This is a genomic window from Bacillus sp. 2175 (assembly GCF_057812155.1).
The window spans coordinates 2,166,298-2,192,635 of sequence record NZ_CM173819.1 but is presented as its reverse complement, the minus strand read 5'-3'; the positions used below and the strand labels follow the sequence as shown (position 1 = coordinate 2,192,635).

Here is a 26,338-nt window from a genome sequence, read left to right as displayed (position 1 = left end):
CTCTAAGCATATGAAGCTAGTTCCCTTCATTTCTTAATATTTTCTTCGTCACCACCGCTATTATTATCATTATGAAACTAATAGCAAATATAGGTAAATAAATTTTCGTACTGAATCCTTCAAACATAAAACCATATACGACTTGCCCAATTGGTGCCATACATTGAGATACCGCTGTTATAAATGCCATCACTTTTCCTAGATTTTCATTTGGTGTTTTCTTTTGGACTACAGTAATCACATAAATGGATACAATTGTCATAATCATTGCGATTAGAAGAGAAGAAAGTATAAAGAGGATAAATGGTGGATAGTATCCTAAATTAAGAATAAACGGTGTAACTGATAGTGCCACTGGCATTACTAATAAAGCTATGATAAGCATCCAATTATATAATGTTTTCATCTGTAACTTTTTAGCAAAGAAACCGATTGACAATGCCCCTAATATGGTTGCAAAATCAATTAATCCCATTCCAATTCCATACATCGTATCGCTACTCTGCATAGTTACTCGTAACATAATAGGTCCTCCAACAACAAATAACGGTGTCAAAATTAAGTTTAGTAAAGTTGCAAGTAACATAGCCTTCAAAATAAAAGGTTGCTTTAAAACATAAAGAAAACCTTTTTTCATATCTTTTACAATTGTCGGTATGATATGGCTTTCTTGCGCTCTTTTTATAAAAGGTATTGTAATAAACATTTCTAAAATTGCAGATAAAAAGAAAGCAAGACAACTTGTTATTACGAGCATTTTCAAACCAATTATGCCATATAATATTCCTCCTAGTACAGGTGCAACTATATTAGATAATGCTTGCACACCATTTATGATACCGTTTGCTTGTTCTAACTTTTTCTCTGGAACTAATTGCGGAATACTTGCCATAACAACTGGTGAGTACATTGCACTAATGACTGCTAGTAAAAACATAATTGCTCCAATCAATAAAATAGATACCGATTCAGTTAATAACAAAACTATAAAACTTAATACAATAGCAGCGTTTATAAAATCCAAAATGACCATTACATTACGGCGGTTGAAACGATCTGCTATCGCTCCGCCAAGAGGAGCTAACAAAAACGGGATACTCGTTATGGCATATAACCCTGCAAATATATCGGCACGTCCTGTTATATCTAGCACATATAAAGACAGTGCAAAACGTAATAGTGTTGAACCTAAAATAGTAATAATTTGACCACTTACCATTAAGTGAAAATCTTTCAAGGAAGATTGAATACTTGCTGGCATCTTCATCACATCCTTCATTTAGTCTAGACCGACTGCCGGTCTATAACACCCAAACAGAAAAAAGCTATTTCTGTTTCATTAAAACCTCGATCATATAATCAAAGGACCCTTCTTTCGCTCCAACAGATACTTCCATCATTTTAATATAAGCCTTAGCTCTTCTCATCATTTCTTCCGGTTTCCACTGGAATAAACCATCATCAAATATGACTTGTGCTGAAGAGAGTAATAATTCAATTGTTTCTTGTGGGTATGGAGTAGAAAATATGCCTTCTTCTATTCCTTGCTCTAAAACTTCCGTTAATACAGGAGATAAATGTATAATGGATTGCACTAAACTTTTCTGATGCATTTCTGCATTATTTGGTTGATGGAATTGTTCAATCATTTTTTCTTTGACATCTCCTGATTTTGGTGATTGTTCCATTAAAATTTTAAATAACTTATCTAAAACGGGGATATCGGGATTGGAGACAATCCTTTTCGCCTTAGTGACATCCTCTTTAATAATCCTCATAATGATTTCATCCATTACTTCCTCCTTCGACTTAAAATAATGATAAAACGTCCCCTTTGCTATACCAATTTCTTTTAAAATATCATTCACGGTTGTTTTCGTATAACCTTTCGTAAGAAACAAACGCTCAGCTGTTTCTAAAATTTCCTTTCTACGCTCCTCATACTCCTTTACAATTCGCATTCAAGTTCTCCTTCCCATCAGACCGACTGTCGGTCTATTAAAATTATATGTTTAGTTTGCAAAAAGTTTCCTATTATCGTACATATACAACACCATACTTTCTATTTCCTTTATAAATTTTTATTTTTTAACGTCCGCTCAATTTGTTTAAAACGTATCTCATGTTTCTTATCGTCACCTTTCATTTTAGGAAAAGAACGATGCCTCCGTTCGATCTATGTACTTATCAATGGAGTATTTTGTTGAGTTCCAATATGTAATATTGCATATTTCGTACTTTTAATTTTTGTATATGTAATAATTTATTTATAAAAATATAAATTATTAATAAGGGTGATTTATATGAGCAAGTTCCGAAAGAAGATTATTAAATATTTGCAAACATTTTGGGGATGCTTAGCATTTGGAGTATTAATGTTTGCTATCTTCTTAATTACGGATTTAACAGATGCATCTTTAAATACATTAGGCTGGAGAGACTGGCTAGGTTCTGTAGCAGGCGCAACCATTTTATCTGTTGGGATGTTTACTTTAAATAAATTGAATTTAAAATAAATATTCGGTCAATACTGAATTTGGGCTGTATGCCAACATTCATTTAAAGTAGTCTTCTCTGTATCTCCTTGTATTGAGCAGTTAGCTTTTGCTAGCCGCTCTTTTATTTTGTTCCGGTTCTTGCCTCTTAAAGAACTCTTTATCTACTTTCCCCCAATAAGTACACATATCTATTCTCCATTGCTACAAAATGAAATCTTTATTTTGTTTTACGCGTCGCTTCTTCAATCAGCCAAGATACAATATTAAAATCATTAGTTTCACCCTTTAAAGATGTTCCGTTCCAAAAGCATTCTTTCATCACTTCAAGTAATTTTTCAACAGCTTCAATTCATCTCATATTAATTTTCCCTTTCTCCCAAATAACTATTTTGTTTTATTAATTAACTGATTAATAAAACAAACACCTTTATTAAACATTCCATGTTTCTTCACCCCTTGAATATTTTTCAAATAAAAATACATACTATTTTCAAGCCGCCGTGTCCATGGCTAATACCTCTTTCTTTTGATGTATATTTTTTTAGAAATCGAAAATAATACCAACAAGCTGTTTGAACTAGCAGCTTCACTCTTCTCGCAATGGGGATGCAAATTATCACAATTAGCTAACTCATTGAACTCACTGGCAGACAACCAAAATCGTTGTCTGCTTTTTGTATGAGATTTTTCGTTTTACATATACTACTTTTGAACCTGCAGACCAATACGAGCCATTTTGGTGCTTGGGATTTCCCTTCCGGGGATAAGTATCTTTTACTTATCCCTTTTTTGTATAGACACGTATATTTAGGGTAAAACTAATTACAAGCAGATTTTCTGTTTATGCGTAGTTCTAAACAAGATTACTTTTTCTCCTATTAAAGGACGGCAGGTACGACTGCTAGTCCTTTTTTCTTATTTCGCATATTATCACTAAATTACCTTCATCGTCGTCGTAAGCAATTTCCCCATAAGGATGGCAGTGGTGCTTCTCGAGTTCCTCATCGATCAAAACTAACAAATTAGTTTTCCAGTTTCCAACGATCGTACACCAATACGAGTTTAATCCTTCATAAACTTCTCTTGTTCTATTTCAATAATTGCGGAATGTATAATGAAAATACTCGCTCGCTTCAATACCTTTTCTTTTAACCAAAGTGTTCTGCTGAATGATAGTAATACCCTTGCACTAATGGTTTTGGACTATAAAATTCCCTTTATAAATTTCAAATGCGGTGAATGAAATTTTGTTTTTTTCTTGCCATCATCCTTGTTGTATACAAACAAAAAAAGAGCCACAATATTTTGCGACTCTTTTACAATTATAACCATTTAACGGCCACGTCTTTGCTGACCTTGCTTTGTACTACCTTTTTTATTACTTGGCTTATTAAATGATCGGTTATTTTCATTTCTAGAACTATTTCTCGAACTATTTCTTGAATCACTTCTTGAGCTATTTCTTGAATCACGTCTTGATTCACTTCTTGAACCTTCGCGGCTATCTCTTTGACGATTTTGACCTGATTTCTTCGGAGCCAGCTTTGGTACCGGTTTTCCATTTTCATCTACACGTTTTATCTTCGGTTGTTCGATTATTTCTCTTTGTATTGGTGCACCAAGCGTTTTTTCAATTTCTTCTAAATGTTTTTCATCTTTCGCTGCAACGAACGTAATTGCAAGACCTGATCCACCTGCACGTCCTGTTCGGCCAATACGGTGAATATAACTTTCTACATCTTCAGGGATGTCAAAGTTAAATACGTGCGTTACACCATCTACATCAAGTCCACGAGCTGCTACATCCGTTGCGATTAAGTACTGAATTTTAGCTTCGCGGAAACTCTTCATAACTCTTTCACGTTTCGCTTGAGGTATATCACCATGAAGTTCAGCACAATTATAACCTAGTCCTTTTAAATTATCATACAGTTTACTTACTCTAAGTTTTGTACGGCAGAAAATAACAGCTAAAAATGGCTGATCACGATCCATAACAAAACGAAGTGCATCTGGCTTTGCACGGTCTGTCGTCTCAATGACACGCTGCTCAATTGTATCAACCGTTACTTCTTCACTTTGTACTTGAATCATTTGCGGTTCATCCATATAACGCTTCGCCAATTTTTTAATATCTTTTGGCATCGTTGCTGAGAATAACATCGTTTGTTTACTACCTGGTGTCTCATCTAAAATATCTTCAATATCATATAAGAAACCAAAATAAAGCATTTGATCCGCTTCATCTAGTACAATCGTTGAAAGATTACTTAAATCAATTGTTTCACGGCGTATATGATCTAATAATCGTCCTGGTGTTGCAACAACAATATGTGTATTACCTTTTAATTTTCTCAATTGTTGTGCTACATCTTGCCCACCATAAATCGCTAGTACATTAATATCTTCTCTTTGAACAAGCATTTTTTTAATTTCAGTTGTAATTTGCAGGGCTAGTTCCCTTGTTGGTGCAACAATTAAAGCCTGAACATCACTAGACTCTGAATCGATTTTTTCTAAAATCGGTAACACGAATGCTAACGTTTTACCCGTACCTGTTTTTGCCTGCCCAATAATATCTTTACCAGACATAATAACAGGAATTGCCTGCTCTTGAATTGGTGTTGCTTCTGTAATTCCATTTTCACGTAATGTATGATTAAAAGTTTCACTAATTCCTAATTCTAAAAAATTTTTCAAATAGACCACTTCTTTTCCTTATTTTTCACATTAGCTTTCATTGTACCATTTGTTTCGCCAAATATGAAAAATAAAAAAATTCTTATCTTCTTTTTTTATATTCATCCTGTACTAGATGAACAAATTCTTTTTGCTTTTTCTCAGATTTTATTAATGCTTCCATATTTATAGAAGTCAAAATATACCTTTTAATTTTTCTATTACTCCAAATTAAACTTGTATACTTCAGATCTTCATGTAGATTTCGAAACCACTCTAATTCACTTAATTTTGCGATATGATGTTTCAATTTCATGTCATTTCGAGGATAAAATAAAATGATATCTGCTATTACATCAAATAACGAACCCATCTTCTCCCCCCTATACTCTTGCTCAAATTATATATATTCTTCTTTACATATATATTTCAATTTTACCGAAATATAATGTTACTGATTTGGTTGAAATCGCAAAATATATGAACTAAAAACCAATCTTTTCGATTTAGGAAAGACCGATTTTCATTAATTTATACAGTAAGCTTTCCTCCATGATAGCAATAATACTGTGTTGCTTTAAAACTTTTAATCCTATTTAAAGACTGTTTCGCTTTTTCTATATCTAAACAAAAATTCGGATTAGCTATTACTAACCCACGATTCTCTTGAACAGCCGCATCTCCCGTAATTACACAATCTAAATTCGGAAAATATAATGAAATATGCCCCGAAGTATGTCCTGGCGTCGCTACTATTTGACATTCATTATTCAAAATCATTTGACCATCATGCACTTTTTCATCGACGGAAATATGTTTTATATTTTTTAACTGTTGTATAAACCATTTACCAAATTCTTTTTCTTCATTTGGCATACGTTCTAACATTTCTTCAGCTTGAACTAACCTCTCTGATTTTATATCACCACTAATATAGTTAGATTCAATTTCACTAGCAATAACATTAATTTGAGGATATTTCACTTTAAAATCGTATAAAGGCCCTATATGATCATCATCATAATGAGTAATAATTATATTCTTTAAGTTTTTTATCTCATATCCATGTTTTAATATTGCATTTTCAATTAAAGGTAAAAAACTTGGATATCCTGTATCGACTAACGTTAATTCATTATGTAATATAATTAAACTTGGATAAATACATTGTTTTTGCCCGTTAAATTCGAATTCAATTGGTAGTTCTATTATTTTCATTTTTCTTCCCCCATACCGCCTATTCAATATTTAATAATAACCACTTCGTCCACATACATTTTACTATACATATTAAAAAATTTTTTATCAGTATTTTGTTTTAAGTTTTTTATTAGTTAATTCTATTTTTAAATGTGGATACCAAAGTTATTTTATATCTATTTCTCATATGTGTTAGCAAGTTCGTCTGTAAAATCATAGACAGGGTTTTCACTCTTAACCTAAGCTGTTACTTTTTATAAATGAATTTTACCCTTATTGGACAAGTATCCGTTTCGTAATTTTCATATGTAATAAAAGAGACATCTCCTTAAATTAGAAATGTCTCTTTTAAATTAATAGAACAAATTCAGTTGTATTTCTTTTTTGTGAAAAGTTTTTTCATCAATAAATTATACATTTTCAGTGCTTGTACTACAACTTGTCGAGTATAAAATTGGTATACCACATATAGCATCATTCATTACATCACGAAAAACTTTTGCAGCGACTTCTGTGAAAGTTTGGCATAGATTAGAAATATCATCATTAAAAAACTGAATCACTTTTGCAGCAAAAACCGGAAAAACAACATTCGCTCCACCTGGGAACTGCGGCTGCACAACAACTTGCTCAAAATACAAGTTGCTTTCTAAAGCTACTTGAAAAAGGTGTGCAATTTCAAAAGCATCTAAAGGACAAGGAATTGGGTTTACAATTCCATCCCCAATAACACTAACAACAATAGTTACATTTACATTGCCAAATTGCACTGTAGGTTTAAGAAGTGTAGCTAATGCAATCGCTTTTTCAAAATCCGTAGTTTGTACTAAAATAATAAAATTTCCATCAGTCGGTATTAGCGGACCTACTGTTACAGTTGGATCAGCCCCTACCGAATTTCTGAGTTCGTTAAAATATGTGATCCATGGCGGTGAAAGTTGAGGTTGTACACGCTCGTCCATTCTTTTTCCACCTCCTTATACAATTCTCAATACTATAATATGAAAAAATTCTAATAGCGCATTAGATATATTTATTATTTTTCATAGCATTTTCGTATCAATCTGAGAATTTTGTTTGTTTAGAAAACCTTTTAGAAACATTTAACCATTTATTGTATGTCAATAATATAGTAGTGAAAAATTTACAGGTGAAGGATATAGAAAGAACAAGGTTGCTAGTTCATTAATTGTAAAAATATGACGTTTTAGATGAATAAGCTTTATTTGCAGTAATATACCTTTATTATTATGTACCTTATATTGCAGCGATTCACTAATAAGACGTACAATCCCTATCCTTTTAGAAGTAATTAAAACCTTCGGTGAAATCTTCTTTAGATAGATACCATTTGCAAATTGTTTAATTTAACAAATACTACTTGCATACTATGTAATGAAACACTGTGAATCATTGTATAATCCACATTATATTATTTTGAACAGGTAATCCCCTATTTTTATGGAAATATATAATTAAGAAAAACAATAAAATTGATTAATCTCTCACTTCTTTGTCCATCCTTTTAAAAAATCTATGTTTTTGTAAAAGGAGTGTTTATATGGAGAAACAGACACTTTGGAAAAAGTTCAAAAAAAGCTCTGTAAACCTCGGTAAATCTAGCGTATATGAAAGTATTATTTTATTCTACACAATGAAAAAGAAAGAATTACCTACTAAGGCGAAATTCATAATATTAGCCGCTTTATCTTATTACGTATTAACAATCGATTTCATTCCAGATATAGCTGCTATTATTGGGATTGGCTTATTAGATGATGTTTTAGCAATCGCTGTAGCGCATAAATACGTTATGAGACACGCAGATGCTGAAATTCGAGAAAAGAGCAAAGTAAAGATGGAGTCATTATTTACTTCAGCACAAGCATAATGAAATTATCTAGTCATTTACCTACCTTTTTACTTTCAAATAAAGCTAACTGTAATTAATGATAGTTCCACCTCACTGAATATTACCCTTCACCATGAGAGCATAGCAGAATAAATCCCTAAACAAAAGCATTTCTCTTAGCTCTCAAACCGTAAACAAATCGGGAATCAGCACTTGTTCCTAAGTTCTGACTCCCTTTTATTTGTTCTTATATCTATCTGTTATACAGTTGCATGCATTCCCTTATACAAAACTGCCATTGCCGCTACTATAAGAATCATACCCATAAAAGCAGGTACGGCATGACCAAGTGATACATAGATTTGTCCTCCAATAATCGGACCAATCATTCTTGCTAAAGCTTGAATAGATTGGCTTCCACCTTGAATCCTTCCTTGTTCATTAGAACTGACAGACTTTGAAAGCATCCCGTTGAATGAAGGCCCGAAAATTGAATCCCCAAAACCAAACATTAGCATTCCAACGATAAGTAGTGGAGAGAGTGAAAATACAGCTGATGCTGCAATAAAACTGTATCCTATAATCTCCAAAACCATCCCAAGAATTGCTATTTGTTTATCACTAAGCTTAATTAAAAGCTTTGGCATTATAAAACTTTGTGAAACAATGTCTTGAAAGCCCAAAATTGAAAACATAAGTCCGATTAATGCAGGTTTCCAACTGAAAGTATCCATTGTAAATTGCGTGAAAATTGCTTGTAAAGATCCGTTAGGTATCCAAAGTAAAAACGCTGAGATAAGTAACCATTTTAAATTTTTTATGGAAAGTATATTTGCTAGCTGTGCAAAAGGATTTAACCTTACAAAAGTAATCTCTTTTAACCTGTTATTTTTGTCAAGGCTCTCAGGCATGTATTTCATACCATATAAAACATTTAATAAAGTTATGAACGCTCCAAAGTATAAAGGTACAGAATGACCAAACTTTGCAAGTAAGCCCCCAAGAGTTGGTCCAATAATAGTTCCCGCACCTACAACTGCACTCACCCATCCAAAGTATTTCGTTCTCTGCTCTTTCGGAATGATATCTGCAAAATATGCGAAGATAGTACTTATGCTCCCACCTGTTATACCTTCTATTATCCGTCCAGCAAATAATACCCATAAAGCTCCTCCTATGCCAAAAACTAAGTACCCAATTGCAGAACCAAATAAGCATATTAAAAGTAATGGACGACGGCCATACTTATCGCTTAAAGCCCCGAGTGCTGGAGCAGCTAAAAACACGCAGGCCGCATATACGGAAGTTAGTAGTGTAACAACCAATGCTTGTTCTTCCGGATTGCTTGTATATGGCTGTACTAAGAATGGGACTACAGGCATAATGATACTGAAACCTATACCACAAAGAAATACAGAAATAAGTCCGAATAGTAAAGCATGTTTATCTATGCTTTTTTCAGTTTCCCTTTCATTTTGTGATCTAAATATAGACATTTAACTTCTCTCCTTAAAATGTTTTGTTGCTTTGTCAACAAAATGATAACTCTGTTTTGTTGATTAGTCAACAAAGATAAAATAATAAAAAAGCAGCCTATTCTCATATTAGAGTAAGGCTGCCATTTTATTATTAAAATGTATTACGATTTAATATGTATACCTTGTTTCTTTATTTCTGCATCCAAATGTCTACTATACTTTTCCACAAAGCTAATTATACTGTCGAATTCTTCTTCAGTTACTTGCTCAAATACAGCTTTATCCCGCTCTTGAAACTCTTTGTGCAGATCTTCATGGATTTTATAAATTTCTTTCCCTTGTTCGGTAAGCTTAAAATAAATTTCTTTCTTATTTTCTGACTTTTGGTAACTTTCAACAAGGCCTTTTTGTATGAGCTTCTTAGTCATTCTACTTATAGCACCGCGAGTCACATAAAAAGCCTCTGCGAGTTGCGTCACGTTAGAATCTGCATTGTTTTCAATATATTCAATACAGTGGACTTCAGAAGACTTAAAACCTTTAAGACCTTCTTCCATCTTATCTTTATTAAGCCAAACCAGTTTATTATATAATTCCCTGAAACCGTTCATGACCTGTTCTTCTTTATTCATGATCTGCCCTCCTCACCGCTCATTAGCACATTAAAACTATTATATTAAATTTCTGCTTACATTTCGACAATATTGAAATAATTATTGTAACATTAAAGATATGTGTAAAAATAGGCGCTTAAATAAAATAATTTTTAAACAGCAAATTTTGCAAGTTTATTGCTACTTACAGTAAACAGTAGACAAAAAGTAAGAGCTAAGACTATTTCTCTTAGCTCTTCTTTCATAAAACTATTTCACTTCATTAGCGACAAAAAAGTGCTCACATACACTTGATATGCGCTGTAAGTCTACGTTCCCACCAGATATAACCGCTACTACTTTTTTTCCTTTTATATAGCTATCAACTTTTCCTGCAAGAAGTGCAGCAGTTGCTAATGCACCTGCACCTTCTACAACAGCTTTCCCACGTTGTAATAAATCTTTCATCGCTACTTCCAGCTCTTTTTCTGATACAGTTACAATATCATCTACTAATTCTTTTACAATTTCAAATGTTAATTCACCTGGTATTTTAACTGCGCAACCATCTGCAATAGTAGGCGCCTCATAATGTTCTACGATTGCTCCTTTATCGTAAGATGCCTTCATTCCATGAACATTATCTGCTTGGACACCAATTATATTAATGGATGGATTAAAAGATTTCAATGCTACAGCAATGCCAGAAATAATTCCGCCTCCACCAATTGGTACAATGACAGTATCTACATCCCACATATCATCAAGAATGTCTAATCCTATTGTACCTTGACCAGCCATTACCTCTACATCATCATATGGATGTAAGTATGTTTCACCTGTTTCCCTTATAATTTCTTCACATTTTACCTTTGCATCATCAAAGGTTTCACCATGTAAAATCACTTCAGATCCATATCCTTTTGTTGCTTCAACTTTCGCCTGCGGTGCAGAAATTGGCATAACAATTTTACTCTTAATACCGAGTAAATGAGCAGATAATGCAACTCCTTGTGCATGATTACCTGCTGAACATGCAATTACACCTCTTTCTTTTTCTTGATCCGTGAGCCGCGACATTTTATTAAATGCGCCACGGAATTTAAAAGAACCCGTTAATTGCATATTTTCTAATTTCAAATGAATTTCTCCGCCCGTTTTACTAGTCAAATAAAAAGATTTTACTAATGGCGTTTTACGAGCATTTCTATCTAGAATTTTGTGAGCTTTTTTAATATCGTCTATATGTAATGGTAGTTTTCTAGTTATCATACTGACACCTCTTCCAAAGTTCTATTTCTAAGTTTTCGTAAGTCGTAGCTCCTTTATACGAAAAGAGAAAATCTTTATATATGTACCCCACTCTGAAATAAACATATTTGCAAACAATTTAACATCCTCTTCATATCGCGTTCTTTATAATGATTTAAACATGCAATTTGAATCCAATTATTCTTTTGTAAATAAGATGACTCATAATGAACAACGTATCCTTGTAATGCTAATGCATCGCCTACTACTTTAGAAGAATGCTCTTCGCTCAATACAATAGTAAGTATAATTGGTGCGGCGTGTTCTTTAGTTGAAACAAGCTTTAAACCCATATCAGTAATAACTTCTTCAACATAATCGTATGTCTCTTTAATTTTTACAAATGCCTTTTCATCTTCAAATCTCTTCAACGCTTCTTGCAATGCATAAATTAAATTCCATGATTGTGAGTATGGAATGCTTTCATTTTCTTCATACATGCCAATGTCCATATAGGCCGGCACAGCCTCGTTTATTTTTACAATGTGGTTATGAAAAACGAAAGAAATTCCTGTATATGATTTAATCGCTTTACCGCTAACACCACTTGCAAAATACACATCCTTCAAGTCTAATGGTATTGCTCCAATTGAACTTATACAATCTACACATAGTTTCATTTGATTCTCGTTACAAAGAGTATTTAGCTCGTCTAAATCGTTTAACATTCCAGTAGATGTTTCATGATGAACAAACCAAAGCCATTCATAATTTCCAGTTATTATTATTTCTTCTAATTCGTTATAAATAAACGGCTCTCCCATTTCTTTTTTATACGTATCAAAATGTAATTGTGCTCGTTTTGCATGTCCAACTAATCTATTTCCAAATTCTCCATTTGTTAATATTAGTCCTTTCCCTTTTAAAGAACGTAACTGTAAAGCAATCGCATCATTTGCTAACGTCCCTGTTCCTAACATAAGCTGTACATGTTTTGCTTTTGTCATGTGAAGTAACCGTTTTTTCACATTGTCCATTGTCACTTGAAATGACTTAGAGCGATGCGAAATAGGCCGCGTAGAAAATGCCTTTCGAACATTCTCTTCAATATCTACTGGACCAGGTAAAAACGTATATTCTTTCGTCATAATCCCTCCAACACTCGACTCTTCAAACATAGCAGGAGTAACATACATTGGCTGGAAGGCTGCTTCTTCTGTACCAACTAACGTATGAAAAGATTTGAATCCCATTTGCTCATATAAAGGTAGTTCACGTGTTGTTGCAGAAATGAGTGCTAATTCATATCCATTTAGAAGCAAATAACGATGTAGAAAACGAATTAATCCTAACAACGCTCTTCCATTTCTATATTCACGTTCTACTGAAAGTAAACGAATTTCATACACTTTTTCTCCATGCTCTTGCAAATAAATATCTAAATTTGAGATTTTATAATCTAACGAGAATGGTCGTTTTCCCCGCACTGCGACCATACCTACTAATCTATCCTCATCTAAACAAATTAAATATGTATTTTCATCATGAAAGCGATCTATACGAACACGCTCTTTCGTTTCTTCATGTTGCGGAATTTCTTCTACAAATGTTTTATAATTCAATTTATGTATACGTTCAAATTCCCGATCTTGATCAGCAACTTTATAAATTAACCCCATGGCTTATCTCCTTTATGTATTTAATAAAAATTATAAGTGGAGATTTACTCCACTTATTAAAATTTCGTTTCAGTCTCGATTTACATATAAAATAAGCACAATGATAAAAGCACTTAAAATAGTCGTAATAATAGAATAAGAATACAAAATCATGCAAACTGGTAAACAAGCAATTGTAATTAACCCTGGCTTAGTAAACCCTTTAAAAATTAAATAAAATATAATGAAAACAGCAACAAGAGTAAGCGCTATCAAATAATCAAATGCGATTAATCCTCCAATAAATGTTGATATGCCTTTTCCGCCCTTGCCTTTAAATACAATTGGATAAATATGTCCCAGTAAAACAGCTAGTAAAGCTAACATTACAAATGTAGAATGTCCAAAAAGGTATTTTGCAATAGAAACTACGATTGCCCCTTTAATTGCATCACCTAAAAATGTAGCGATGAAATATCCTTTTCCATATACACGCCCCATATTTCTTGCGCCGGGATTCCCACTTCCTTCATCTCGGATATCAACGTTATATCTCCATTTCGTTACTATATAAGCGGTCAATATGTTCCCAAATAAATAAGAAGCGACCAAATACAAAAACTGCATACTATTAATCATATAATCATTCACTTTCTACATGGAAGTACTTATACAATATTCATGAACTATGTATATTGTACTTTTTTATCCACTTCCCTTTATACATTTTAACATCATATATTTACAAATCATACAAAAATTCTCATACGCTATTTTTAAAAATATATATCCCTCATTAAATAATATGTTCCTTTCACTGCCATTTCTGCTTGTGATACGAATGTAATTTCTTTCATACTTTCTTCACAGCATTTCTTAAATACAGCAAATATTTCAGGAACTAAACGCAATATACTGCCACTTACTGCAATTGGCGTTGAGTGCTTAAAGTTCAACTTGTTATAAACATTTACTGTAATCCTTGCCAATTCTTTTCCAGCTTGCAAGATAATTTCACGTGCATCATCATTCCCATTTCTCGCTTCCTGAATAACTAATGGCGCGATTGCTGCAACTTTATCTTTTGAAGAACTATAAACTAGTCTTTTTATATGAGACGACGTCAAAAGTTGAAACTCATCTTGAATCCTTAAGCTTAATGGACAAAGTGCAACTCCTTGATCAAATTGATTGGCCATTCTTTTTAAACCTTGTAATGCAATCCAATATCCGCTTCCTTCATCTCCTAAAATATGTCCCCATCCACCACTATACTCGTACACTTCTCCTTTCTTTCCAAGACAAATTGCACCTGTGCCGCCAATTGTTAAAATTCCATCTTTTCCTTTTAAAACAGCTGCATGTGCAATCATCGCATCATTAAAAACTTCAATTGGTGTTCCATACTTCTTCTTTAGACGTAATGTTAATTCATTCGTATTTACTCCACTTACACCCGCTAATCCTAAACAAATACAAACGCAATGCCCATTTAATACACCTTTCTGGCATTGATCAATCACCTCCATAATATGCACAAGAACTTCTTCAAAATCTATTAATATATTTCCAAAACCACTTGTAGCTCTTACAAGTTCATTTCCGTCTTTATCAAATGCAATTGCTTCTGTCTTTGTTCCCCCGCCGTCTACTCCAATCATATATTTCATCTATTCGCCTCATTCATTTCAAATTGGAGGGAATGTTATATTCCCAAAAACTACAGATTCCTTTGCACCTGTTGCGCTCGGCACATTACTCGGATTACGATGATATGTTTCATTTGCTAAAATGGCAAAGGCGATTGCTTCCTTCGCTTCTGAAGAATAGCCTATATCTTCTTGAAGGAATAATGCACATTTTTCTTCTTTCAATCCATGCCGTATCATTTCTACAAGTGTATCATTATAACTTCCGCCACCACCTAGAATTACCTCATCGATTTCATAATACGGCAGAATAAACTCCTTATAATGATAAACAATTGAACTTGCTGTAAACCTTGTGACAGTCGTCAATATATTTTCTTTACTATGCTTTTCAAACCGCTTTAATAACTCACTGACAAATTCTTCTCCAAACTGTTCTCTACCAGTTGATTTCGGTGGATTCATTTTCAGAAATGGATGATTCATACAATATGTCAAAACCTCTTCTACAATTACCCCTGCAACATACATAACATGCATGACCTCCTATTTACTAAAAAACAATCATGTAAGTAACCAACGTACAACCAATCGAAAACAATATAAATCTAAAAAACAACTGAGCTTTCGATGCAAACGATCCATCAATGAAAGAAACAACTACCGTAAGCAAAACGCTTGCCGCAATACTTGTAACGAGCCAAATACTATGCATTTGTGATAAATTTAGCATGCCTAATAAAGGGACAAAAAGTAAATTTGCACAAATCACTCCAAATAGTAATAAAAACACACCTTTATAACTAAATTTTATATTCATTCTATTTCCCCCTTTCTAGTTTTAATGTGAAAGAAGTGATAGACAAAAAGTCTATCACTCAAAATAACAGCATGCAGATTAAGGATTAACCGACTCTCCGTCACCATTCTTTTCGATTTCAAGCATATTTTTGTCGTACATTTTAAAGAATGGTAAATAAATAAGAAACGATATTGCTATATTTATAAAAACTAATACAATCGCACGCCAATCTCCACCTGTTGCTAAATATGCACCAATTGGAGCAGGTAATGTCCATGGCGGCATAATATGCGTTGGTGTTACAAATCCCATTGCGGTTGCAGCATACGCTATAGTAGCTGTTACTAACGGGGTAATGACGAAAGGAATAATTAAAATTGGATTTAATACAATCGGCAAACCGAATATAACCGGTTCATTTATATTAAAAATCCCCGGAACAATACACGTTCTCGATAATGCTTTCGAATATTTTGATCGACCAAATACAATCATAGCTAACACAAGCCCTAACGTTGCGCCCGAACCACCAATCCAAATAAACCATTGATAAAACGGTTCTGGTGCAATAAACGGAAAATGACTCGCTCCACTTGCTACAGCTTCACCGTTCTTTCCTAAATACACATCCCAAAGTGGCCTTGCCACAGTACCTACAACTGATACTCCGTGTATCCCGAAAGACCAGAAAAACGTAATTAAAAATACAGGTATAATAACGCCAAAGTAACTATCACCAGCTTTTACTAACGGTGCGGCTAGTTTATCTACAACGTAATGTAAATCAACTTTAAAAACGACTGTAATAAGACTCATCATAATAATAACGAATGCTGCAGGTATAAGTGCTTCAAATGAACGTGATACTGACGGTGGTACTTGTTCTGGCATTTTTATCGTTACGTTATTCTTCTTACAAAACCTTAAAATCTCAACTGATAAAATAGAGACGATCATCGTCACAAATAATCCATGACCTCCAAGATTTGTCATCGGAAGCATGAATCCTTTTTTATCAATTAACTCAGGCGTTAATGTTAAAAGTAGTGAACATACCGCAAGCTGTGCTCCTGATAAAGCATCTAATTTATAACTTTTCGCTAAATTATATCCTATTCCAAATGCTATATATAAGGACATAATAAACATAGTTAAACGATATGGTATCAATATACTTGTTTGATTCTTTAATGCCCAAACCGATATGAAACTATCTTTCGGCAGTGGTGGAAATGCTACTATTAAAAAAAAGCTTCCTACTATAATAAATGGTAACGCCGAAATAACTCCATCACGGATTGCTTGTAGATGCCTCTGCTCAGAAAGCCTTGCCATCGGGCCAGATAAGTTTTTATCAAGAAACGTGACAAACTTATTCATAACGCTTCCTCCTAACTAATTAATTCATTTACAGTTTTTAATAAAGTCGGGCCTCCAAGTGGCGTGTATGCTTGCGGTGGAATGATGCCACACGGAATAGATTCCTCCTCTGCAAATTTTTTTACAGAGTCAAATCGGTGTCTTATTTGAGGTGCCACCATTACGACATCCCAGCCATTCTTTACTTCTTCCTCTACCTCATTCGTTCCAATTGCATGCACTTCCATGTTCACACCATTTTTCTCCGCTTCTTTTTTTAAAGCGTTTACAACAATTGCACTGGACATTCCTCCAGAACAGACGAACAAAACTTTCATTTATTAATCCTCCTATACTTATAATTTATTACCCTTCAAATGAAAGGAAGTTTCACTTTACTAACAAGCATATGAAGTAGTAAATGAATTTAGTTATAATGAAAGTAAATTTCATTAAAAATATTTTTCCTATTAAATTAATGTTTCAATATGCAATTTTCTCTATTGCAAAGTCAACCTCGCCTCCTATATTATTTTAAATAATCATATGATAGGGAGGCGTATAAATGATCGTTAAACGTTTATTAATGATATGTTGTATCGTCATCTTGTTCATCCCTTTCTCTTTCATTCCCCCTCACTCTACTTATGCTGAAGTAAATACTGCATACAAAAAACATGAATTACGTGCTGTATGGATTGCATCTGTTCTGAATATTGATTGGCCCTCAAAAACTGGCTTACCCATTGAAAAACAGAAACAAGAATTTATAAGATTATTAGACGATGTAAAAAGCACTGGTATGAATGCAGTTGTTGTACAAATTAAACCAACCGCTGATGCTTTCTATCCTTCAAATTACGGTCCTTGGTCTGAATACATTACAGGAACACAAGGAAAAGATCCTGGTTATGACCCGCTTGCATTTATGATTGAAGAAACTCATAAAAGAAATATAGAATTCCACGCTTGGATTAACCCATACCGAATAACGATGAATCACACCGATATAAATCGATTATCAAATAATCACCCTGCAAGGCAACATCCCAATTGGGTTGTCCCTTATGGCGGAAAGTTATATTACAATCCCGGTATTCCAGAAGTGAAAAAATTTATAACAGAAGGTGCTTTAGAAATCGTGCAAAATTACGATATTGATGCGCTGCATATGGATGATTATTTTTATCCATATAAAGTAGCCGGTGAAGAATTTCCAGATCAGAAAACGTACGAAACATATAATAACGGTAGATTTACAAATATAGAAGATTGGCGACGTAACAATGTAAATGAACTTGTAAAAGATTTAAATACTGCTATAAAACAAGAAAAATCATATGTAAAGTTTGGCATTAGTCCGTTCGGCGTATGGAGAAATATAGCTGACGATCCGACTGGCTCTAACACAACCGCAGGCCAAAGAAACTATGATGACCTTTATGCTGACACACGTGAGTGGATACAAAAAGGATATATTGACTACATTACACCGCAAATATATTGGAATATAGGTTTCACCCCAGCTGCATATGACATATTAGTAGATTGGTGGGTTAAAGAAACAAATAACAAACCGATTCACCTATACATCGGTCAAGCGGCCTATAAAATTAATAATAACTCCGTCCCTGCTTGGTCTGATCCAGAAGAATATCCAAGACAAATTGCATTAAACCGGCTATATCCTGAAATAAAAGGTAGTATGCATTTTAGCTTAAAAGATATTAATAACAATCCACTTGGAGCTAAAGATAGACTCTCAAAAGACATATATAAATATCCTGCATTAATTCCGCCTATGCCTTGGCTTGATCATGATCCACCAAAACAACCGACTTTAAAAGGTGCCATTCCAAGAGATGAAGGTATTGCAATCGGTATCATTGACAATAGAGATAATGATTCTACTTATTACGCTATTTACCGCGCGAATGGGAAAAATGAAGTGGATATACAAAATCCGAAAAATTTACTTACTACTGTAAGAAAAACAAAACTTGGAGAAATTTATGTAGATAAAACCGTTATTTCTGGAGAAACGTATACGTATGTCGTAACTGCAGTTGATCGATTGCATAATGAAAGTGTGGCTTCTAGTCATACTACCGTTAATGCAAAATAAAATCTCATAACAAAAAGCGCCCTAAAGCTGTGATACTTAGCTTTTAAGGCGCTTTTTGTTATTTATTCTTAAACTTCTCAGTCGCTGCTCTCATCTTCACATTTAAATCGTGATCAATTGAGTCGCGAATATCTCGCTCTACTACTTCCATTTCTTTTTGGAAATTTTCCAAGTAGATTTTCAGTTCTTCTTCTTTCTCTGGTCTTTGTGAAGGTGGTAATTGTACTACCAACGATAACATGGCCGTTAAATCTTTCATTAAGAACGTTTCAAGTTTATGTTGTTGTTCAAACATGCGTTGCTCTTGATAGTACGGAAGTGCATTCAATACTGAAATTGTAATATCATCAACCGTTCTTTGTAATGAAGGATTTATTGAGCGTTTATACGCTTGAATTGTATTTAATGCGTCTGGATAACGGTCATAAAAATACAATTTGTAAAATGATAAGTCTGTCGGTTTTACAGTTTGCTGTGTCTCTTGTCTTAAGAAATCTTTCACTTTCATCGCAGCTACATCAATATCTTCATTCGTAAGCTTTTTCGTAGTTTTTGCCATTACATGCACTTTTTTCTGCTTTTCTTTCGGTAACATCGAGAAGACTTGTTCTCTCGTACGTTGACCTGATGCACAAAATAGAGTATTTAATGTATTTTGTTCTTTCTTTCCTTCAGTGCGAATCCAGCGATAAAACAGTGGATGTTGTGTAAATTCTTGTAGAAACGGTATTGATTTGTTTGATAACTTGTCTAAAGAATCTTGCGCTCTTTTATATGGCTTCGTCCATGAAAAATACAGCTTCCGTCCGAAATATACGACTAAAACAACGACAGTAAATGCTATTAAAAGCAATGTACCGAGTAGTAATAATACTGTTTGAATGAAACTCATTTGTTCACCTCCTCTAATAATCCGTTATTTCCTTGGACGCTGAATGAGTTTCTGCTTCATCTCATCATTAAATGTGTCTAGTTCAATAACGAACTTCTTACTTGACTCGATAATACGTTCTGACGATTTTTCAGATGCTTCAATTGCAGCGAACACATTTTGGAATGATTCACGTAATTTATCCATGCTAATAGCAGGGTTTTCAAGCAATTTTGTCGTTTCTTCTGTATTTTGTTTTAACGCTTGAGAATTACTTAATACCATCGATTCAATTGCTTCATTTGTCGCATTCACTGCATCGATTGTTTTCCGTTGATTTGTTAACGCTAACTGAATAGCAGCTGAAACCGTTACAACGTTTTGCGTCATCGTAATTGCATTACGAATTGCCTCTGTTAACTTTTCATTATTTTTCTTAATAATGTCTACAGATGCGATAGATTGTAATAAAACACTTTTCGCTTGCTGCATATTACGTGTACGTACAAGTATCTTTTCTAACGCATCGTTAATTAATGGAATATCTCTTTGACGCTCTGGGTTTTGTTTCTCAGCTTCAAGCATGCCAGCAAGCTTTTTCCCTAAGTATACTTGTTTATCAAGCGCATGAATTTTATCGTGCGATTGTTCTTTAAGCATTTCAAGACCCACTGTATCCTCTTGTAAGTTATCACGGCCAATTAGAAGGGATCTAATGATTTCCTCGATTTGTTTATCTATAGATTGGTATTTATGCACGTATGTTTCAAGTGGATTTTTCTTGAATACTTTAAACATTATTTTCTTCATACCACTTGCTTTAAGTGAATTGGGATCAAGCTCTGATACCACTTTTCGTAATTCTAACAATGTATTTGGAATTTCTTCATTTTTCCCATTCATCATCGCTGTTACAGGACGTTTTAATGCTGACAACGTTTGTCCTGCTGCTTGTTGCTCTTTATCTCCTAAATCTCCTAGCTGAGACAATACTTTTGATAAATCTGTATTTTGCTCGCTATTTAACTTTTGTACATAAAGATCAGCTTCTTTATTCAGTTCCTCTAATTCTGCATCTTTTATAACTGTATCAACTACTACTTCTACATTATTATCTTTCATGATCGATACAGGTTCTTTTTTCTCGAGTTCAGTCAACAAAATCGCTCCTTTATTTATATGTGCGAATTTATATGCACTATATTTCATCTATTATATCGTATTTCATATACATTCTGATTGCTTGAAATCGATTTTTTTAGAAATGCCTGTTTATGCAGTCATTCCCTGTTTCTTACTATAAGTATACCTGTAAACAACATAATTTTCCTCAGACTTAAGACCTAGAGAACGACATGCTGAAGGCGGATTCTTCGTATGTTACGTATATAAATTATGTTCTTCTATCCTTCTGTACTCAATCTTTTGACATACACCCTTTTTCAATGTGATAATTATATTGCGCCCACTCCTATTTCTTCTTGCGCGCTACGAATGCTCCATTTTGAAATGCCAATAACACCGTTTCAAACATTTCATCTTCTTCTATCATTTTTTTAAACTCGGCTAATTCATTTGCATGAGAGGTTGCGTTATCAACAACAAGAAAACCCTTTGGTTGTAAAATGCGTTTTATATGCTCAAGCCACCACATGTATTGCGTACGCTCTGAATCTAGGAAAATAAAATCAAATGAATGATCTAATTGCGCATCTAAAAATGCCCCTGCTTCTTGATTATGAACATCAATCCTTTGTAAAAGGTTTGCCTTTTCAAAATTGACAAGTGCCTCTCCAACTCGTTCTGAAGAAAGCTCTACAGTTGTTACATTTCCATTTGTTTCTTCTACCGCATTAGCTAACCACAATGTAGAATAACCATTAGAAGTTCCGATTTCTAAAATGTTTTTTGCGCTACACCCTTTTACTAAAATTGATAAAAATTGCCCCATCTCACGAGTAATATTCCGTAATTTTTCTTCCCTTGTTTTTTTATTTCGATCATGCTCTTCTCCATATTGTTCAAGTTGAAATAATAATAAATCTAACGTATCCATTTTTTCCATCGCCTTTCCAAAGCAATATGATGAAAAAGCTCTTGCTGCCCGTCTACTTTCATTATATGCGAAACAAAAACCTTTTTCCTGTTATATGACAAAGATTTGAATTTTTTTATAGCATATTGTTTCGTTTTTTGGTAAAGTTAATTTCTACGTGCAATTATTCCATTCATATTATTTCATATTAAAATTGCAGTTATTAAATTATATAAACCCCATTTAAATGAATCGGTATTTCAAATTCAATTAAGCGCCCTTTTCGGACGCATTTTCTTTGTTTATATATTTCCAGAAGAAAGGATGCTTACAAATGAACGTGATTAGCTTAGATGCTGCTAGAAAACGAAAGCAGCATAAAAAATTAATGATTACTATACCGATTATTACACGTATTTATGAAGAAGACGGGGAAATTAAATTTGAGGTAGCTGGCGAAAAAGATGTACCTCTTGAAATGTTAGAAAAATAATAAAAAACGCATTTCTGAAGAAATGCGCTTTTTTATATTTTTACATTTAAATGCATAAGTTTTTCAGGGTTAACCATCATATAAATATTTGAAATTTTCTCATCCTCAAATACAAACGAAAGAACATAAGTTACTTTATTATTTATTGTAACTATAACTCCTGGTATACCATTGACCATTTTGAAATCAACAGTGTACTCTTCTGTCAATCGTTGTGCAATCCCAAAGAACAAACGTATAATTCGATCCGCAGAATAAATCGGGTTAATCGCAGTCGTAACTTTACCACCACCATCAGCTTTGAGTATAGCATCTGTTTTTAATACTTCTAACATACCTTCCGCATCCCCACACTGTAATGATGATACAAACTTTTCAACATAAGAAGCCATTTTCTCCGTGCTTAATTTTGATTGCTTCGGTTTCTCCAACATGCTTTTTCGAGCACGTTGAAAGATCTTCCTGCAGTTTACACTACTCTTATCAACAATTGAAGCTATTTCTTCGTATTCATAACTGAAAACTTCTCTTAATATGAAAACAATCCTTTCTACCTCAGATAATTGTTGTAAAAGTAATAAATATGCGGTGGAAAGGGATTCTTTCATTATAAATGACTTTGATGGCTCATCACTCTCTTCTACAATTGGCTCTGGCAACCACATCCCTACATACACGTTACGTTTATGCGCTGCCGATCGTAATTTATCAATTGAACGATTTGTCGCCATCTTACATAAATATGCTTTCATATTTTCTATAGATTGAGGATCTTCTATATTATTTAGCAAGATAAATACATCCTGAACGATATCCTCAGCATCCATAACACTCCCAAGGATTCTGTATGCTAACGAAAATAATAATGGTTGATACGCTTCATATAACTGCTCCGTTTCCATGATGAACTGCCTCACTTTCATATTGCTTTAAAATGTATAACGCTGCACGCTTCCCGCTTGCTACCGCAGCATCAGCTAATACTTCATCATGCCCTACCCAATCTCCTGCAACATAAACACCTGGCATTTCAGGTATATTAGGGCCCGCTTTTTCAACACGGTCAATATGAGGAAAATCATGTACTACTGTTATTTTCGGTAAATATTGCTGTGCAACAACTTCTCTTTTCCAATTTGGATGTAACAACTCCATCGTACTTTCCAACTGTTCTTTATCATCACGAATATGATTCATCTCGAGTACAGGATTATAGTACTTAATTAGACTCACTACAATTGATCCATCTTCACTTAATTTAGCTGCTCTCGATTGATTTGTGAAAAATATAGGTTGATCTAATCCTAATACAAATTGATGTGTAGGATTGGGTAATTGTCTCAAGCCAATATCTAATGCAGCAACAGTAACCGGTACAGATTGTTCACTCCATCTATGCAAACTTGTTCCTTCTGCACCTTTTATTATTTTACAAGCTTCTTTCGGCGGAGTCGTCACGATGACTGTGCCTACTTCAAAAACCTCATCATCAACACAATGTATTCTTTGTTTACCTTCGGAATGCTCAATTTCCACAACATGCTTTTTAGCCAAAAACTGCACCCCGATATCATTCGCTATAGCTCTTAATTTTGTTATTATCGTCTCCCAACCACCATCTACATAAAGCACTCCCTCTTTTATAGAAAGCTGTATTTGCTTTAGTACAGATGATGCTAATTGTATTGTAGGAGCAAACGTATATGTTGTTGTTCGGCATAGCGCATAAAATATATTGCGAACCATTGGATCTTTTATTTCATTTTCTGCCCATGTAGTTAGACTCATTTTCGGAACTTCTCCTACATCTAAATTTCCTAAACGAATCATAAGACGTGAGAATTGTACTTTTGCAGACCAAGAAAGTAGTGGTGTTGATAAAATTGAGTAAAAATCTGTTGGGATAGTGAATATATCCCCTTTCCATATTCCATGTGCTTTTGTAGATGGTATTCCACCTGGAAGAGTCATACCAAGCTCATTAAAAGTTATAAACGCTGCCCCGCCTCTATATAAAGCATGTGCACCAAGATTCATGCAGATTTCATTTTTATTTGTAGTCATCCCTCGGCCACCGAATTGACTGGACTTTTCTAATACAATCACTTTCCTTCCAGCTTTCGCTAAATATATAGATGCTGTTAATCCAGCAAGCCCACCGCCAACAATTGCTATATCAAATGTATTCATAATAAAATCCCTCCTTAATCGTTCTACATACAAGACGAACGATTAAGGAGGGATGTGACATAAAAATAAATTTTTATTATCCTACTTTATTTCATTACTTTTTAATTCGATCATATTGCATACGAAATAACTCAATTGCAAATGGAATATCCTCTTCACTCTTTAAATAATAACTAATCCATCCTGATTCAGGTAATACGTGATGTGGTTTTACCAAGCCTTGCTTCACTAATTCATCTCGCTTTAACTTTGGAAATGGTAAATCAGCTAATTTATCACCATGAAGATGGCCAAGTTCTTTCTTGCCATAATTTATTTCAATACCACCAAATCGATGCGGTTTTTCAGAAACACCCGCCCAGCTGAGTACTTCATTTCTAATCATTTCACTAAATGACATGAACATTCACTCCTTATAAATGATTGATGTAATTTTAAATTAACATTTTCATTACTTTTTTCCATCAATCCAAAGTATGAATGGGAATACGAATATAGTTTGGTCTTAACACCTTATTCTTTATGGAATAAGTGAATTTATTAAGCTACCGACAACAGCACAAAACAAAGACTAGACACATATCCTAATTTTGTAACCTAACTTACCTATAGAAAGGCGGGTAATACAATTGACTGCCAACATCGACTATACCTCCCCCTCAACCAATTTTACTTATGATGTAAATAAAAGTAATTTTTTTCGGAAAGATGCCCAAAATTATATAAATGTACTTGGTATTAAACAATTAAATACTTTAGAAAATACTTCTTTATTAGATATTTATTTAAGTACAGGAAATGTTGTAGAACCACATATTCATCAAAATGCAGCTGAACTTGTTTATTGTATTTCAGGGTCTGCTGTTGTTTCTTTACTTAATCCATTTACGAATCAAATATTAAACTTACCGATAAAACCCGGGCAAGTTGCCAACATTCCACAAGCGTGGTGGCATTATGAAATTGCTACAGCAAATAATACTCATTTATTAGCTATTTTCAATGCTCCAGCGCCAGAAGTTATTTTCGGTTCTGACATTTTAAGATTAACTCCTGCTCATATGATGGCACATACTTACTGCCTCAATGAACAACAATGGAAACAAGCGGTTTCCCCTATTCAATCAACTACTGTAATTGGTCCTCCGTCAAACTGCAATCAAAACCGTGAAATGAAAAATTATCCAACCCAGCCCCTCGCTCAACAACATAATCCGCATCACCAAGATTCTTATTACTTCCCTCTTTACTGGGGCTATTAATTTGTAAATTTTCAAAAGAATCATCATTTATCTCCTAGGAAAATACCAAGGAGATTTTTTTATTGTATCTTCTCTTCCTATTAAAAATAGTAACAATTGATAGTGGACATACATATAATATTTATATATTAAATTGGAGGTGATAGTACTATGAGTAATTATAACTATCGAAAAAACTACTCTTATAATAAAAATAGTAGTTCTTCAGCATCCTCTCAATCTTCCAATTCCCAATCGCAAAGAGACTTAGCGGAGCAAGGCTATGTAAAGAAAAAAGGATGTAACTGTAATAAAAATAAATAGTTTATCTTATGGATGAATTCTTTTTTAAAAGAATTCATCT

27 protein-coding genes and 1 pseudogene are annotated in these 26,338 nt (G+C 33.7%); 6 read left to right on the top strand and 22 right to left on the bottom strand.

Features of this window, described 5'->3' with window-relative positions; all coding sequences use genetic code 11:
• Positions 1-16: 16 nt before the first annotated feature.
• Positions 17-1,261, bottom strand: coding sequence for an MFS transporter (locus ACXKY9_RS11650; RefSeq protein ID WP_001111716.1), 1,245 nt, complete (start codon positions 1,259-1,261; stop codon positions 17-19).
• Between the two features lie 64 nt (positions 1,262-1,325).
• Positions 1,326-1,961, bottom strand: a complete 636-nt coding sequence (locus ACXKY9_RS11645) for a TetR/AcrR family transcriptional regulator (protein ID WP_001223580.1) — start codon at positions 1,959-1,961, stop codon at positions 1,326-1,328.
• A 342-nt stretch (positions 1,962-2,303) separates the two neighbouring features.
• On the opposite strand from ACXKY9_RS11645, the gene ACXKY9_RS11640 reads away from it, so the two are divergent.
• Positions 2,304-2,516: a hypothetical protein gene (locus tag ACXKY9_RS11640; protein WP_000033153.1), complete on the top strand. Its 213-nt coding sequence runs from the start codon at positions 2,304-2,306 to the stop codon at positions 2,514-2,516.
• 1,314 nt (positions 2,517-3,830) lie between these two features.
• Here ACXKY9_RS11640 and ACXKY9_RS11635 read toward each other — a convergent pair.
• The 4 genes from ACXKY9_RS11635 to ACXKY9_RS11620 form a co-directional block, all read right to left on the bottom strand.
• Positions 3,831-5,207 carry a DEAD/DEAH box helicase gene (locus ACXKY9_RS11635; RefSeq protein WP_002101005.1) on the bottom strand — a complete coding sequence of 459 codons (1,377 nt, stop codon included), beginning with the start codon at positions 5,205-5,207 and terminating at the stop codon, positions 3,831-3,833.
• 73 nt (positions 5,208-5,280) lie between these two features.
• A complete protein-coding gene (locus ACXKY9_RS11630) occupies positions 5,281-5,550 on the bottom strand; it encodes a hypothetical protein (RefSeq protein WP_000535034.1) in 270 nt (89 codons plus the stop codon).
• Positions 5,551-5,708: 158 nt separating this feature from the next.
• A complete protein-coding gene (locus ACXKY9_RS11625; RefSeq protein ID WP_000691153.1) occupies positions 5,709-6,395 on the bottom strand; it encodes an MBL fold metallo-hydrolase in 687 nt (228 codons plus the stop codon).
• A 392-nt stretch (positions 6,396-6,787) separates the two neighbouring features.
• Positions 6,788-7,339 carry a hypothetical protein gene (locus tag ACXKY9_RS11620; protein WP_000344486.1) on the bottom strand — a complete coding sequence of 184 codons (552 nt, stop codon included), beginning with the start codon at positions 7,337-7,339 and terminating at the stop codon, positions 6,788-6,790.
• 599 nt (positions 7,340-7,938) lie between these two features.
• On the opposite strand from ACXKY9_RS11620, the gene ACXKY9_RS11615 reads away from it, so the two are divergent.
• Positions 7,939-8,268, top strand: a complete 330-nt coding sequence (locus tag ACXKY9_RS11615) for a YkvA family protein (RefSeq protein ID WP_000415089.1) — start codon at positions 7,939-7,941, stop codon at positions 8,266-8,268.
• A 221-nt stretch (positions 8,269-8,489) separates the two neighbouring features.
• Here the strand turns inward: ACXKY9_RS11615 and ACXKY9_RS11610 are convergent, their stop codons facing one another.
• The 10 genes and pseudogenes from ACXKY9_RS11610 to ACXKY9_RS11565 form a co-directional block, all read right to left on the bottom strand.
• Entirely contained in the window at positions 8,490-9,725 is a 1,236-nt protein-coding gene (locus tag ACXKY9_RS11610) for an MFS transporter (protein ID WP_000021818.1), read from the bottom strand.
• Positions 9,726-9,868: 143 nt separating this feature from the next.
• Positions 9,869-10,339, bottom strand: coding sequence for a MarR family transcriptional regulator (locus tag ACXKY9_RS11605; RefSeq protein ID WP_001030900.1), 471 nt, complete (start codon positions 10,337-10,339; stop codon positions 9,869-9,871).
• Between the two features lie 231 nt (positions 10,340-10,570).
• On the bottom strand, positions 10,571-11,572 hold the full coding sequence (gene tdcB / locus ACXKY9_RS11600; RefSeq protein ID WP_000632958.1) for a bifunctional threonine ammonia-lyase/L-serine ammonia-lyase TdcB: 1,002 nt from the start codon (positions 11,570-11,572) through the stop codon (positions 10,571-10,573).
• 74 nt (positions 11,573-11,646) lie between these two features.
• Positions 11,647-13,230, bottom strand: coding sequence for an aminotransferase class V-fold PLP-dependent enzyme (locus tag ACXKY9_RS11595; protein WP_000523029.1), 1,584 nt, complete (start codon positions 13,228-13,230; stop codon positions 11,647-11,649).
• Between the two features lie 69 nt (positions 13,231-13,299).
• Positions 13,300-13,848, bottom strand: a complete 549-nt coding sequence (gene plsY, locus ACXKY9_RS11590; RefSeq protein ID WP_000610865.1) for a glycerol-3-phosphate 1-O-acyltransferase PlsY — start codon at positions 13,846-13,848, stop codon at positions 13,300-13,302.
• Positions 13,849-13,985: 137 nt separating this feature from the next.
• On the bottom strand, positions 13,986-14,879 hold the full coding sequence (locus tag ACXKY9_RS11585) for a BadF/BadG/BcrA/BcrD ATPase family protein (RefSeq protein ID WP_000876593.1): 894 nt from the start codon (positions 14,877-14,879) through the stop codon (positions 13,986-13,988).
• 18 nt (positions 14,880-14,897) lie between these two features.
• Positions 14,898-15,377, bottom strand: a pseudogene (locus tag ACXKY9_RS11580) (anhydro-N-acetylmuramic acid kinase); the annotation flags it as partial.
• 34 nt (positions 15,378-15,411) lie between these two features.
• Positions 15,412-15,678: a hypothetical protein gene (locus ACXKY9_RS11575; protein ID WP_001021966.1), complete on the bottom strand. Its 267-nt coding sequence runs from the start codon at positions 15,676-15,678 to the stop codon at positions 15,412-15,414.
• A gap of 78 nt (positions 15,679-15,756) precedes the next feature.
• Positions 15,757-17,040, bottom strand: a complete 1,284-nt coding sequence (locus ACXKY9_RS11570; RefSeq protein ID WP_001032295.1) for a PTS sugar transporter subunit IIC — start codon at positions 17,038-17,040, stop codon at positions 15,757-15,759.
• Between the two features lie 11 nt (positions 17,041-17,051).
• Complete coding sequence (locus ACXKY9_RS11565; RefSeq protein WP_000865907.1) at positions 17,052-17,357, bottom strand: PTS sugar transporter subunit IIB; 306 nt, start codon at positions 17,355-17,357, stop codon at positions 17,052-17,054.
• Positions 17,358-17,584: 227 nt separating this feature from the next.
• Between ACXKY9_RS11565 and ACXKY9_RS11560 the strand changes: the two genes are divergently transcribed.
• A complete protein-coding gene (locus tag ACXKY9_RS11560; protein ID WP_000636005.1) occupies positions 17,585-19,144 on the top strand; it encodes a glycoside hydrolase family 10-like protein in 1,560 nt (519 codons plus the stop codon).
• A 58-nt stretch (positions 19,145-19,202) separates the two neighbouring features.
• Here ACXKY9_RS11560 and ACXKY9_RS11555 read toward each other — a convergent pair whose 3' ends face one another.
• The 3 genes from ACXKY9_RS11555 to ACXKY9_RS11545 all read right to left on the bottom strand — a co-directional run bounded on the left by ACXKY9_RS11555 (position 19,203) and on the right by ACXKY9_RS11545 (position 22,080).
• The gene (locus tag ACXKY9_RS11555; RefSeq protein ID WP_000008378.1) at positions 19,203-20,036 is read right to left on the bottom strand and encodes a DUF3974 domain-containing protein; all 834 of its coding nucleotides are present in this window, start codon (positions 20,034-20,036) and stop codon (positions 19,203-19,205) included.
• Between the two features lie 24 nt (positions 20,037-20,060).
• Positions 20,061-21,173, bottom strand: a complete 1,113-nt coding sequence (locus ACXKY9_RS11550; RefSeq protein ID WP_000137392.1) for a toxic anion resistance protein — start codon at positions 21,171-21,173, stop codon at positions 20,061-20,063.
• A gap of 313 nt (positions 21,174-21,486) precedes the next feature.
• Positions 21,487-22,080: an O-methyltransferase gene (locus ACXKY9_RS11545; protein ID WP_002100984.1), complete on the bottom strand. Its 594-nt coding sequence runs from the start codon at positions 22,078-22,080 to the stop codon at positions 21,487-21,489.
• 304 nt (positions 22,081-22,384) lie between these two features.
• Between ACXKY9_RS11545 and ACXKY9_RS11540 the strand changes: the two genes are divergently transcribed.
• Positions 22,385-22,543, top strand: a complete 159-nt coding sequence (locus ACXKY9_RS11540) for a hypothetical protein (RefSeq protein ID WP_001100984.1) — start codon at positions 22,385-22,387, stop codon at positions 22,541-22,543.
• A gap of 32 nt (positions 22,544-22,575) precedes the next feature.
• On the opposite strand, the gene ACXKY9_RS11535 is transcribed toward ACXKY9_RS11540, so the two are convergent.
• From ACXKY9_RS11535 to ACXKY9_RS11525, 3 genes are all read right to left on the bottom strand, one after another.
• Positions 22,576-23,445, bottom strand: a complete 870-nt coding sequence (locus tag ACXKY9_RS11535; protein ID WP_000447132.1) for a sigma-70 family RNA polymerase sigma factor — start codon at positions 23,443-23,445, stop codon at positions 22,576-22,578.
• Positions 23,423-24,733: a phytoene desaturase family protein gene (locus tag ACXKY9_RS11530; RefSeq protein ID WP_001091195.1), complete on the bottom strand. Its 1,311-nt coding sequence runs from the start codon at positions 24,731-24,733 to the stop codon at positions 23,423-23,425. Before ACXKY9_RS11530 ends, ACXKY9_RS11535 begins: the two co-directional genes overlap by 23 nt.
• A gap of 94 nt (positions 24,734-24,827) precedes the next feature.
• Positions 24,828-25,133 carry a luciferase domain-containing protein gene (locus tag ACXKY9_RS11525; protein ID WP_000010319.1) on the bottom strand — a complete coding sequence of 102 codons (306 nt, stop codon included), beginning with the start codon at positions 25,131-25,133 and terminating at the stop codon, positions 24,828-24,830.
• A gap of 229 nt (positions 25,134-25,362) precedes the next feature.
• Here ACXKY9_RS11525 and ACXKY9_RS11520 point away from each other — a divergent pair, with 229 nt between their 5' ends.
• Both ACXKY9_RS11520 and ACXKY9_RS11515 read left to right on the top strand, forming a co-directional pair.
• Positions 25,363-25,995 (top strand): cupin domain-containing protein, encoded by a 633-nt coding sequence (locus ACXKY9_RS11520; protein ID WP_000126329.1) that lies wholly within the window; start codon positions 25,363-25,365, stop codon positions 25,993-25,995.
• Positions 25,996-26,145: 150 nt separating this feature from the next.
• Positions 26,146-26,298 (top strand): hypothetical protein, encoded by a 153-nt coding sequence (locus tag ACXKY9_RS11515; protein WP_002100980.1) that lies wholly within the window; start codon positions 26,146-26,148, stop codon positions 26,296-26,298.
• Positions 26,299-26,338: the final 40 nt, after the last annotated feature.